Annotated in this window: 8 protein-coding genes; 3 read left to right on the forward strand and 5 right to left on the reverse strand. The window is 62.4% G+C overall.

The window, feature by feature from the left end; translation table 11 throughout:
• Positions 1-439: 439 nt before the first annotated feature.
• Positions 440-1444 carry a transporter gene (locus tag DVDV_RS02715; protein WP_075353191.1) on the reverse strand — a complete coding sequence of 335 codons (1005 nt, stop codon included), beginning with the start codon at positions 1442-1444 and terminating at the stop codon, positions 440-442.
• Positions 1445-1569: 125 nt separating this feature from the next.
• Complete coding sequence (locus DVDV_RS02720; RefSeq protein WP_075353192.1) at positions 1570-2667, reverse strand: linear amide C-N hydrolase; 1098 nt, start codon at positions 2665-2667, stop codon at positions 1570-1572.
• A gap of 577 nt (positions 2668-3244) precedes the next feature.
• Between DVDV_RS02720 and DVDV_RS02725 the strand changes: the two genes are divergently transcribed.
• Both DVDV_RS02725 and DVDV_RS02730 read left to right on the forward strand, forming a co-directional pair.
• Positions 3245-4639 carry a glutamate decarboxylase gene (locus DVDV_RS02725; RefSeq protein ID WP_075353193.1) on the forward strand — a complete coding sequence of 465 codons (1395 nt, stop codon included), beginning with the start codon at positions 3245-3247 and terminating at the stop codon, positions 4637-4639.
• 114 nt (positions 4640-4753) lie between these two features.
• Positions 4754-5815, forward strand: a complete 1062-nt coding sequence (locus DVDV_RS02730; RefSeq protein ID WP_075353194.1) for an FkbM family methyltransferase — start codon at positions 4754-4756, stop codon at positions 5813-5815.
• A gap of 21 nt (positions 5816-5836) precedes the next feature.
• Here the strand turns inward: DVDV_RS02730 and DVDV_RS02735 are convergent, their stop codons facing one another.
• The 3 genes from DVDV_RS02735 to DVDV_RS02745 are packed head-to-tail and all read right to left on the reverse strand — an operon-like array spanning position 5837 to position 10681.
• Positions 5837-8893: an efflux RND transporter permease subunit gene (locus tag DVDV_RS02735; RefSeq protein ID WP_075353195.1), complete on the reverse strand. Its 3057-nt coding sequence runs from the start codon at positions 8891-8893 to the stop codon at positions 5837-5839.
• Positions 8893-10020, reverse strand: a complete 1128-nt coding sequence (locus DVDV_RS02740; protein ID WP_075353196.1) for an efflux RND transporter periplasmic adaptor subunit — start codon at positions 10018-10020, stop codon at positions 8893-8895. The genes DVDV_RS02735 and DVDV_RS02740 overlap by 1 nt, the downstream gene beginning before the upstream one ends.
• A 37-nt stretch (positions 10021-10057) precedes the next feature.
• A complete protein-coding gene (locus tag DVDV_RS02745; RefSeq protein ID WP_075353197.1) occupies positions 10058-10681 on the reverse strand; it encodes a TetR/AcrR family transcriptional regulator in 624 nt (207 codons plus the stop codon).
• 352 nt (positions 10682-11033) lie between these two features.
• On the opposite strand from DVDV_RS02745, the gene DVDV_RS02750 reads away from it, so the two are divergent.
• Positions 11034-12227: an anaerobic nitric oxide reductase flavorubredoxin gene (locus tag DVDV_RS02750; protein WP_075353198.1), complete on the forward strand. Its 1194-nt coding sequence runs from the start codon at positions 11034-11036 to the stop codon at positions 12225-12227.
• Positions 12228-12388 lie beyond the last annotated feature (161 nt).

Genomic DNA, 12388 nt, shown 5'->3' on the forward strand with positions numbered 1-12388 from the left:
AAGGACTTGCAGCGTGTTGCCGGCCCAGGCACAGCCCCATCTCCGGAAAACCTCCATTGCGCCACAGCCCCGATATTTTTTTAAGGCCAAGAGCGTTTTTCCCGGAGGCTGTCGACGGGTTTGTTTACACGAATGTCAAGGATACGGCCCCGGCCATTCCGACCCCAGCCCTGGGCCCAGGCGGGCACACGAAAAAGGGGTTGGCCACGTGAGGCCAACCCCTTGGTATTCCTGTCTGCCAGGTCCGACAGAAAAGACCCTGGCGGGTATTTTCCCGGATGCCGCGGCCTATCCGTCTCCAGCGGCAATAAAACCGCCGGCCAAGCCCGGCCAGAGGCCCTTTCCCGCCAGCCCCTGCCCTGCCCCGCCGAAAACGGCCCTCCCCGAGATTCTCCCGGCCCGGCCACCGGAAAACGCAAGGCCGGCCCGTTCCCGGCCCTTAGAACTTGAGCGCAAAGGAAGCATACACCGTGTCGCCAATCGGGCTGTGGGTGGCCCCGATCCCGTGCAGCCATTTGGCGACAAGCATGACATCCTTGCCCGCAACCGGGATGGCGTAGGTGATGGCCGGCCCGACGCCGGTGCCGGACGACAGGAAGGAGCCCATGGTTGCTCCCGAGCCGGAGTCGGGCGTGGTCTGGGCGAAGAGGTAGCCGACCGCGCCCAAGGCCAGACGCTCGTTTATATGGTAGGCCGCTGTCCAGTCCGCATGGATCTGGTTGCCGGTCAGGTAGTTGGTGGTGATGTTTTCGGTGTTGATCATGTAGCCGGCGTTGACCGACACCTCGAAGTTGCTTTTCCCAAGCCAGGTGAAAGCCACGTTGCCGTCGAAGGTCGTGTAGTTCATGCCGAGATTGGTCAGCTTCTTGGAGTTGTAATAGCCGGTCGGCAGGAAGACGATCGGCGAAACCACGAGATGGCACTCGCCGAAATTCCAGCCGGCAATGACCGGCATCAGGAAGATATCGGAAAGTCCGCCCCGGTCGCCACCGCCGCCGATGTCAAACTGGTGCGGCATGTCCAGGCCGGTCGTGCGGGAGCGGCGGGTATAGTCGGCAGACACGTCGCCTGCTATATGTTCATTGATGATGAAAGGCACCCCGACCCCGGCTCCGAGAAAGCCGCCCATGGCCGGAACGTCGAACAGGTAGGTGAGCTTGGTGATGTTCATGACCATCTGCTCGTTGATTCCGGCGTAGACCTTGCCCCCCCTGAAGGTGCCGTCCGAGCGCGCCGACTGGTAGAGCGTGTCATTTCGCAGGTACAACCCCGGGGCCGGAATATAGCCCATGAGGAAATCGCCGTAAGCCCCCAGAATGTAGTGGCTCACGCCGCCTTCGGCCGCCCGGGCCGGCGCAGGGACACAGCAAAGGCAGATGGCCAGGATGCCAAGAAGGAGCCAGGAAGCAACGGTCACGGTCTTGGTTTGGGCACTGTGCGGCATGGGGACATCCTTTTCGTGATGTGGTCTTTCGGGAAAGAGCGTTGTCACAACACCGAAGCAGTTACAACAGTTTGGGCAGGATCGGCGTCAGGGTCAACTTGAAGGTCCATGTGGAGGGGCAGCGCTTATTGAAAGGGCCTGGCCTGGCTCGTCACATCAGGATAATCGACCGGAATGAAGACCGGAATGGACGTGATGCCCCTGGCCGAGGCAAAGGCCTTGTCCAGGTCGACATAGCGCCAGTTCTTGTTGTCCATGCTGCGGAAATAGTAGCGCCGGTTGGCGGTATCGGCCACCACCGACCAGATGGTCTTGTCGTAGCGCGCTTCCTTGCCCTCAAAGCCGCGTACCGCGCCGATGGGGATGTCCACGTTGTCGAGGATGGTGATGGCCTGATTAAGCCCCTGGTCCGCACCCTTGGCCGGCAGCGCGGCCTGGGACAGGGTCACCATGCGCACAAAGCGGCTGGGCGGGCTGTAGTCTCCGGGCAGTCCGTAGAGGCCCGAGCCCTGGCCGAACTGCTTGAGCGTGAGCCCCTTGAGGTCCTTTTCCGGCGTGTTCATGACGGACAGATTGATATAATTGTCGAGGTTCGTGAGCATCCAGTCAAAGGTGGGGGAATTGGTCATGACGCCAAGGGGGTTGTCGTAGATTGCCACCTTGCCGGCCGTGAATTCGATAACCACGCTGTCGCCCGACGGGTCGTGCACCACATAATGCAGGGGCAACGGGCCGGCCTTGTCCGTGGGGCCCTGGCAGACCCGCACCTCGCGGTAGCCCTTGCGCACTTCCGCGACGCTGGCAAAATTCGAGAGCAGCCAGGTGCCGTATTCGAACTGGGCCACGGTCTTGCCGGCCTTGGAGCCTTCATAGGATTCGTAGGCGGCGTAGCCCGGCAGGAACAACTCGCCAACCACCAGACCTTTCTCGTTCATACCGTCGGAGGCCAGGGGCATTCCGAAATCAAACATGCCGACGAAGGCGTACTTGGTTTTCCATTTGAGTCCGTTGGAAGTGCCGTCAGGCAGGGTTCCCCGGTAGGCCGTCCCCTTGGGCACCACGCCAAGGACCGTCTGCAAGGTCCATTCGCCTTCCATGGTCCGGGCATAAAAAACCATTCCGTCCGAGGTTTTGATCCGCACACTGGTGCAGGCCAGGACGCCTGACCATGCCTGCGTGAGTGAGAACAACAGGAACAACAGGGCAGCGATCCTTCTGGGCATGGTCTCTCCTCGGCGGCAGTGGTGTTCGTTTCTCGTTCCTTGACGCGGCCAGGCTTGCTGCGGGACAGACTTCCCTTGTCGCCCCAAACCATTGACCGAATGAAAACCCTTTGTCTGAACCAAGCCTTCGCAACGCTTTGGCAATGGCCCCGGCGGCAAGGATCACGGCCGGTGATGGATGCTCCCTCCATGCAGCACGATCCTGCCTGTGTGCCTTGTGCTCCTGACGCCGTGCCCCCGCTTGCGAAATGACCGGCTTTTCGCTACGGCAAGTCACCTGCAGCCCAGGCTGTTGCAGCATGGCGCGTCAGAAAGGGAAGCTCCACCTTTTCTCAACAACACCGTGAACTAGCAATTTTGTATGCGGGTTGGCAAGTGCAGCTGTCGCCCGGAATCGTCAAGGTGTTTTGGCACCAAGCTGCAACACAGCCGACGGCAGATTCGCTCGGGCACCAGACAACTGCGGCATCCGCCCGAGGCTGCCGCCGGACCGCCAGAAAAGGCAAGGCGGCTGGCCCGGTCAGGGCCAGGACGCCGCCTTGTCCCGCAACACGCCAGAACATAAGGAGCCCACAATATGGTCCTGCACCAGAAAGACAGTGTCCGCAGCACCCTTCTTAACGACGTGTACGCCTCCACAGACCTTGGCATCCAGGTCCCCAAATACCGTTTCCCCCAGAAGGAACAGCGCCCACGCGACATCTACCAGATCGTGCACGACGAACTCATGCTGGACGGCAATTCCCGCCAGAATTTGGCCACCTTCTGCCAGACCTGGCTTGAGCCCGAGATTGCCAGGCTCATGGACGAGTGCCTGGACAAGAACATGATCGACAAGGACGAGTATCCGCAGACGGCCGAAATCGAGGCCCGCTGCGTCCATATGCTGGCCGACCTGTGGAACTCGCCCGAAGCGGCCAACACGCTTGGCTGCTCCACCACCGGCTCCAGCGAAGCGGCCATGCTGGGCGGGCTGGCCATGAAATGGCGCTGGCGCGAGCGCAGGAAGGCGGCGGGCAAGCCCGTGGACAAGCCCAACCTGGTCTGCGGTCCGGTGCAGGTCTGCTGGCACAAGTTCGCCCGCTACTGGGATGTGGAGCTGCGCGAAATCCCCATGGAGCGCGACCGCCTGATCCTGTCGGCCGAAGAGGCCGTGGCCCGGTGCGACGAAAACACCATCGGCGTGGTCCCCACCCTGGGCGTGACCTTCACCTGCCAGTACGAACCCGTGGCCGCAGTCTGTGCGGCCCTCGATACCCTGCAAGCCCAAACCGGCCTGGACATCCCCGTGCATGTCGACGGGGCCAGCGGCGGCTTCCTGGCCCCGTTTGTCGAGCCGGATCTGGCCTGGGATTTCCGCCTTGAGCGGGTCAAGTCCATCAACGCCTCGGGGCATAAGTTCGGGCTGGCCCCCCTGGGTGTTGGCTGGGTGGTGTGGCGCGAGGCGGCGGAGCTGCCTGAGGACCTGATCTTCCGGGTCAATTACCTGGGCGGCGACATGCCCACCTTTGCCCTCAATTTCTCGCGCCCCGGCGGCCAGATCATCGCCCAGTACTACAATTTCCTGCGCCTGGGACGCGAAGGCTACCGCAAGGTCCACCAGGCCTGCTACGACACAGCCGCCTATCTTGGCCAGGCCCTCGGGAAGATGGGGCCTTTCACCGTCATCTACGACGGCCGCGGCGGCATCCCGGCCGTGACCTGGAGTCTGGCCGAGGGCGGCAGGCACAACTTCACCCTCTACGACCTGTCCGACCGGCTGCGCTCCCGGGGCTGGCAGGTGCCGGCCTATTCCATGCCCGCCAACTGCCAGGATATGGTGGTCATGCGCGCCCTGGTGCGACACGGCTTCAGCCGCGACCTGGCCGACCTGCTGGTCACCGACCTCGGGCGCTGCCTGGCCCACTTCGACAAAAACCCGGTGACCCGTCCCCTGGAGCACACGGAAGCCGGCGGCTACAGCCACGCCTAGCGGTAAAAAAAGGGGAAGGGGCCGGCGGCCGGGCACAACCTGCGAAGCGGCAGGAAAAACGACAGCGGGAACGGTCCGGGCGAGCGAAAACGAGCCGCACGCAGGAGGGGAGATATGGGGATTTCGAGCTGTGTACTGGATGCCCTGGATGCTTACAGGCATCCGTCGGATATTGTCCGCAAGGCAACGCGTGTGGTCGTTTTCGGCTCACCACTCTCGGACGTCTACGGGAAAAGACCGGACTTTATTACAACAATCGACAAGTCTTCCTGGGGTTCACGTTTTGAGGGAATCCCCATTATCGACCATAAAGAGGCCATACTCACCTGCAGCGATGCGCTGTTTGTCATCAACCACCTCGAAGCCCGGTCCATCGCGACCCATCTGCAGAAATTTTCCATCACCAACTACATAGACATCACCCACATCAATTGGCGCGATGCCAGGATGATGGACTACGAGCTAGTACGCGCCAACACCGACAAGATCGCCCGCCTCTACGACCTGCTCTCCGATGCGCCATCCCGGGACATCCTCGACGGGCTCCTTCTTTTCCGACTGACGCTCGACCCCAGGGTCTTGAAATTTTCCAGCTACGAACAGTATCTCCACCCCGATACCAGGTTTGGAGACCATGAACGGATCATTGACGGCGGCGCTTTCAACGGCGATACTGCTGCGCGCTTCTTTGCCGCAACAAATAACACCTCTGCAGTCTTCAGTTTTGAACCAGAAACGGAAAACCTCAAGGAACTCTACAAGAATACTATTTCATACAGCAACGAAAACCGATATTTTATCATTCCGAAAGGACTCTGGAGTTCCAGTGGCCGACTCTCTTTCAGCAGTGCTTCTCAATCCTCACGAATCAGCGACCAGGGCGCTCATTCCATTGAGGTGACCAGCATCGATGCCTTCTGCCATGAACACGGATTCGCTCCCACAATCATAAAGCTCGACGTCGAGGGCGCGGAAATGGAGGTTCTCCAGGGAGCCAGACAGTGCATCGCCGCCAGCACCCCCAAGATGATGATCAGCGCCTACCACTGCGGCGACCACCTTTGGGAAATTCCTCATGCCATCATGGCGCTCAACAGCCGCTACACTTTCCACCTCGGGCATCATTCTCCGAATTTAACGATATATGAGACAGTGTTGTATGCGCTGAAAAACTAAGCGGCATTCCCGGCGCGCCCCTTAGTCCGCCGGCCGCTGGATGCGAAAAACCAGGGCATAGAGCGCCGGCGTGAAAAGCAGGGTCAAAACCGTCGCCACCAGCAGGCCGCCCATGATGGCAAAGGCCATGGGTCCCCAGAAGACGTTTCGGGTCAGGGGGATCATGGCCAGGATGGCCGCCAGCGCCGTCAGCACCACCGGCCGGGTCCGACGGATGGTTGCGCCGATGACGGCTTCCCATGGCGCGACCGCGTCCTGCCGGTCCTGGGAAATCTGATCCACGAGGATGACGCTGTTGCGCATGATCATGCCGGCCAGGGACAGGACGCCGAGCATGGCCACAAACCCGAAGGGCTGGTTGAAGACCAGCAACGCCCCGACCGCACCAATGAGGCCCAGCGGAGCCGTGGCCACGACCAGGAACAGGCTCGGGAAGCTTTGCAACTGGAACATCAACAGCACGAGCATGATCCCGGCCGTCATCGGCAACAGGGCCACAATGGCCGCATTGGCCTTGCTGCTTTCCTCAAGCGCCCCGCCGGTCTCGATACGGTAGTCCGGGGGAAGCGCCTTTTCGATGGGCTTGAGCCGGGGCAGGATTTCCATGGAAACGTCCGGCGGCTGCATCCCGTCGATGACCTCGGCCCGGACCGTGATATTGAGGTCGCGGTTTTGCCGCCACAGGATGGGTTCCTCGGCAACGTACTGGATTTTTGCCACCTGGGAGAGCGGGATGGCCTGGCCGTTGCGGGCGCTGATGGTCAGGTCGGCCAGGAGTTCCGGGCGCAGGCGCTCCTCGGGTACGGCCCGGGCCACGATACTGACCAGCTCGGTGCCGTCCCGGACCTGGGAGATGGCGACGCCGGACAGGAGCATCTGGAGGGCCTCGGCAATATCCTGCGGGGTCAGGCCGAGAACCCTGGCCCGGTCCTGGTCCACCACCAGCCGGATGGCCTTGGCCTGTTCGTTCCAATCCAGATTGACGTCATAGACCTTGGGATTGGCCCGCATGACCTCGCGGACCTGGTAGGCGATGGCCCGCACCTTGAGCGGGTCCGGGCCGATCACCCGAAATTGCACGGGAAATCCCACCGGCGGCCCGAGAAAAAGTGTCGTCACCCGCACCCGGGCCTGGGGCAGGCCGCCCTTGGCCACATACGCCTCGATACGGCTTTTAAGCTGGTCCCGGGCCTCGGCGTCCCTGGTATTGAGCACGATGACGCCGTAGCTGGCCTTGGGCAGTTCCGGGGCCATGGGCAGGAACCAGCGCGGCGGTCCCGAGCCGATATAGCTCGTGGCGGTCTTGATGGCGGCATCGTCTTTGAGAAAGGCCTCCATGGTTTCGACTGCGGCCGCCGTTGCCTTGAAGGAGGAACCTTCGGGCAGACGCATTTCCACCAGGAGTTCGGGCCGGGAAGAGGCCGGAAAAAACTGGAGGGACACGAAGGCCGAGCCGACACAGGCCAGCAGGAAAAGCCCGATGGTCGCGCCAACCACGGTTTTGCGGTGCGTGACGCTCCAGACGACGACGCTGCGCAGCCGTCGGTAGACCGGGGTCTGGTAGATGGCACCCGGGTCCTGGTGGGCCGCACCGTGGAAGTGCGGCAACAGCTTGTAGCCGAGGTAGGGGGTGAAAACCACGGCCACCAGCCAGGAGGCCACCAGGGCGATGGCCACCACCCAGAAGATGCCGCCTGCGTATTCGCCCGAGGAGGACTTGGCCAGCCCCACGGGCAGGAAGCCGGCAACCGTGACCAGCGTGCCGGTGAGCATGGGAAAGGCCGTGGCCTTCCAGGCAAAGGTGGCGGCCTTTATCCGGTCTAAGCCCTGTTCCATCTTCACCACCATCATCTCCACCGAAATGATGGCGTCGTCGACCAGCAGGCCCAGGGCGATAATGAGCGCACCAAGCGATATCCGCTCCAGGCTCATCCCGAGGGCGTACATGATCGCCAGGACCATGGACAGCACCAGCGGCACGGCCAGGGCCACGACGACCCCCGTGCGCCAGCCAAGCGACAGGAAGCTCACGGCCAGGACGATGACCAGGGCTTCAAGAAACGACCGGAGAAATTCAAAGACCGAGGCGTCGACCACTTCCGCCTGATCAGCCACAGTCGTGATGGCAAAGCCCAGTGGCAGGTTCTTGCGGATCTGCTCCATGGCCTGGTTGAGGCGCTGGCCAAGCTCCAGGATGTTGCCGCCCTTGGCCATGACCACGCCCAGGGCGATGGCCGGCTGGCCTTCCTGCCGGACAACGAAGGACGGCGGGTCCTCGGCATCCCGGCGCAAGGCGGCGATGTCCCCGAGCCGGAAAACCTTGCCGGCATGTTGGATGGGCACTTCGGCCAGGGCCTGGACCCCGGCCAGGGCTCCGTCCACGCGCAGATAGACGGTGTCGGCGTCGGTTTCCAGGCTTCCGGCCGGAGTCACGGCATTTTGCCGGGCAATGGAGTCGAACACGGTCTGGGCCGTCAGCCCCAGCCGGGCCAGCTTGGCGTGGTTGAGCTCCACGAAAATGCACTCGGCCTGCTCCCCGTAAAAGCGCACCTTGGTCACGGCCGGCACGCGCAGCAGGGCCTGCCGGATGGTCTCGGCCTCGTCCTTGAGTTCGCGCATGGTGTAGCCGTCGCCGGTGAGCAGATACAGGACAGAGTCCACATCGCCGAACTCGTCGTTAAAGGCCGGGCCAAGCACGCCTGCCGGCAGATTGCCCCGGATGTCGCCCACGCGCTTTCGGGCCTGGTACCAGCTCTCGCCCACGGCCGCCGGAGGCGCGCTGTCGCGCAGGACCAGCTGCATGACCACGCTGCCCGGCCGGCAGTAGGTTTTCACCTTGTCGAAATACGGGACTTCCTGGAGCTTTTTCTCGATGGGATCGGCCACCAGACGCTGGATCTCATCAGCAGTGGCCCCGGGCCACCGGGCGCTTATGATCATCGCCTTGACCGTGAAATCCGGGTCCTCGGCCCGGCCGAGCTGCCCATAGGACCAAAGGCCGGCCAGGGAAACGACCAGGATGAGAAACAGGGTGAGTGGACGGTGGGTGACGGCCCACTCCGACAGGTTGCAGCGCATTACTGGCCGTCCTCCTGCGGTGCGTCAGCCAGACGGACGGTCATGCCGGCGTCAAGCTTCTGAACGCCGGAGGCGACGATGGCGTCCCCATCAGCCAGCGGCCCGAGGACAAAGGCGTCCCGGTCGGAATAGTGGTCCACCGTGACCGGCCGCAGCGTCAGCTTCCCGGTCCGGGGCTCGACGATCCACACCCCGGGCCCGGTGCCCTGGTTGAAAAGCGCGCTGGCCGGAATGCGGACGATGCGCTCCCTGGCCGGACCGGTCAGGTGCAGGGTCGCCGTCATGCCAAGGCGCACCGCGTCGTCGGTGTCCGGGAGGAAATAGCGCACGGCATAGGTCCGGGTGGCCGGATCGGCGGCCGGAGCGGTTTCCCGCAGCACGGCCCGATAGTGCACGTCCCGGTTCGACCAGAGGGTGATTTCCGCCGTGGTGTTTTTGAGATCCGCGATCCGCCTTTCGGGGATGTCCGCCTGGACCTCAAGGGCTCCGTCCCGGGCCACGGCCACGACGCTCTGGCCCGGAGACACGACCTGCCCGGCCTCGGCGCTCACCTTGGTGACCACCCCGTCGGTGCTGGCCAGGAGATTGGCGTAGCCAAGCTGGCTGACGGCCAGCTTGTGGGTCCGTTCCGCTTTCTCCAGACGCGCCCGGGCCTCATCGCCGGCCAGGTGCTTGAGGTCGTATTCGGACTGGCTGACCACATGCCGGGCCAGCAGCGTGGTATAGCGCCGTTCCTCGGTGGCGGCCTGCTCCTGGTTGGAAATGGCGGCCTTCCATTCGGCCAGGGTGCTTTCCGTGGCCAGACGCAGGTCCTTCTCGTCCAGGCCAGCCAGCACCTGCCCGGCCCTGACCCGGTCCCCGACATCCACCAGCCGTTTTTCGATCCGCCCGCCCACCCGGAAGGATTCCTCCACCTCGTGGCGGGCCACGATGACCCCGGAATAGGTGCGGTCTTCGGCTCCGGACTCGGCAATGACCCGTACGGTTTTGACCACAGGCGCGGATTGGCGGGCGCTCTGGGCTTCCTGGCAACCCGGCAGCGGCAGGCAGAGCAGGAGGGCAACGGCTATCGCCCAACAGGCGGCCAGATTGGAGGCAGGCGGCAAAGGAGTGGTGGGCAAGGGCATGGCAGACGCCTTCCAGGTTGGAGGGTGGGGACACTATTCAGGCATTGGCGCACAGGCCATGCAAAAGCAGGTCGAGGAGCGCTCGCAGATCGTCCAGGATCGTGCCGCGGCCATCGTCTTCGTTCACGCGATGTTCAAGCAGTGATGGATACAGAAAGACAGCCAGCGCTTCATGAATGGTGATGGCCATCTTCGAGCCGTCCACTTTCCGGAATTCTCCGGCGGCCATTCCTTGCTCAAGAATGATGCAGAGGTAATCGCACATGCGGTAGCTGTGCTGTTTGACCACGGCCCAATGCTCGTCCATGGCCACGGCAACCATGTCGTAGAGCCGCTTTTCCTTGATAATGCTGCTTATAATAATGGTGTGGTAGGCAATGACGAAACGGGTCAGCCGCTCGGTCGCTGTGCCTTCTTCGCCGGCGGCTGCCCAGCTTTTGACTTCGATGCTGTGCACCAACCGGTCGCAGATGGCTTCGTTTATGGCCGCCTTGGTGGGAAAATAGCGGTAGACGTTGGCCGGGCTCATGCCCAAGGCCTTGGCGATGTCGGCCACAGTGGTCTTGGCGTAGCCCACAGCCCGAAAGAGCTGTTCAGCCGTTTCGACAATGCCCTGTCTGGTCACTGCTGCATCAAGTTCCGAGGTCTTTTTCCGTCCCACGTGTATCCCTCAATACAGGTCGCTCCCCGGCTCCGGAGGAGCGACCTTGATTAAAATTGAATGATGTTTTTTATTGTTTATCATTTTATATGTCAAGCACGATCTCGCAGAGATACAATAACTCACTGTAATTATATCCTTTAAGCAACAAAAAAGGCAGACGCGAAGGCGACGAGATCCGGCAAACGGCCCCGTGACAACCCTAAAGCCCCCCTGCCGGGCGGTGAAAATTGCCGGCCAGGAACGAAAAGAGGACACCGACCCGCTCAAATAGCGTATGCTCGTGCCATTGGCATAAACGAATTTCGACAACACGACATCCGGGCAGCTGCCCCAAAAAGGAGAAACAGCCATGCGTTTTACGATCACCGACGCTGTGACCTGGGTGGGCAAACGGGACTGGGAGTTGCGCCGTTTCCACGGCGAGGAATACTCCACGCATCACGGCTCCACCTACAATTCCTATCTGGTGCAGGACGAAAGGACAGCCCTGGTCGAGACGGTCTGGGCCCCCTTTGCCGGCGAATTCATCGAGCACCTCAAGACCGTGGTTGACCTCGAACGCATCGACTACGTCATCGCCAACCATGCCGAGAGCGACCACAGCGGAGGCCTGCCGCAACTCATGCGGCACATCCCCGACGTCCCGGTCTACTGCACGGCCAACGGGGTCAAATCCCTCAAAGGGCACTACCACCAGGACTGGAACTTCCAGGTGGTCAAGACCGGCCAGCGCCTGAGCCTGGGGAGCCGCGAGCTGATTTTCATTGAAGCGCCGATGCTGCACTGGCCGGACACCATGTTCTGCTATCTGACCGGCGACGACATCCTGTTTAGCAACGACGCCTTTGGGCATCACCTGGCTTCGGAAGGCATGTACAACGATCTGGTTGACCCCTGCAGCCTCATGGAGGAATGCATCAAATATTACGCCAACATTCTCACGCCCTTCAGCGCCCTGGTGAAGCGCAAGATCGAGGAGTTTGCCGGCCTCGGCCTGCCGCTCAAGCTGATCTGCCCAAGCCACGGCACCATCTGGCGCGACAACCCCATGCAGATTGTGACCAAATATCTGGAATGGGCCGGCGATTACCAGGAGCAGCAGGCGACCATCGTCTACGACACCATGTGGAACGGCACCCGGCGCATGGCCGAGGCCATTGCCGAAGGCTTGAACCAGGCCGATCCGAGCCTCACGGTCAAGCTCTTTAACGCCGCCAAAGGCGACAAGAACGACATCGTGACGGAGGTCTTTCGTTCCAAGGCCGTGCTCGTGGGCTCGCCGACCATCAACCGGGGCTATCTGTCGTCCCTGGGCGGCTTCCTGGAGATGGTGCGCGGTCTGGGCTTCAAGAAAAAGAAGGCCGCGGCCTTCGGCGCCTATGGCTGGAGCGGCGAGTCAGTGAAGCTTTTGACCGCGCAACTCAAAGAGTGCGGCTTCGAGGTGCCTTCGGACGGCATCCGGGCCCTGTGGAATCCCGACGGCGATGCCTTGGAGCAGTGCCGGACCTTTGGCCGCGAATTCGGCCAGGGGCTGGCGGGCTGACGCCCGGCGGCGGTTCGGGGACAGGCAACGCCGCACCGGCCTGAAGCGGCCGCGCCCCCTGCCCCGGCCGCCAGGCAGCCAGGCCGCTCCAGGCGGCCGGCCCGGCCGGCCAAAGTCTCGTCTTCCCGCCGGGCCTGGCCAAGGGATGATCGAGCCCGGTG

Origin of the sequence: Desulfovibrio sp. DV (genome assembly GCF_001936595.1) — a bacterium.
In the GTDB taxonomy this organism is placed as follows: Bacteria; Desulfobacterota; Desulfovibrionia; order Desulfovibrionales; family Desulfovibrionaceae; genus Solidesulfovibrio.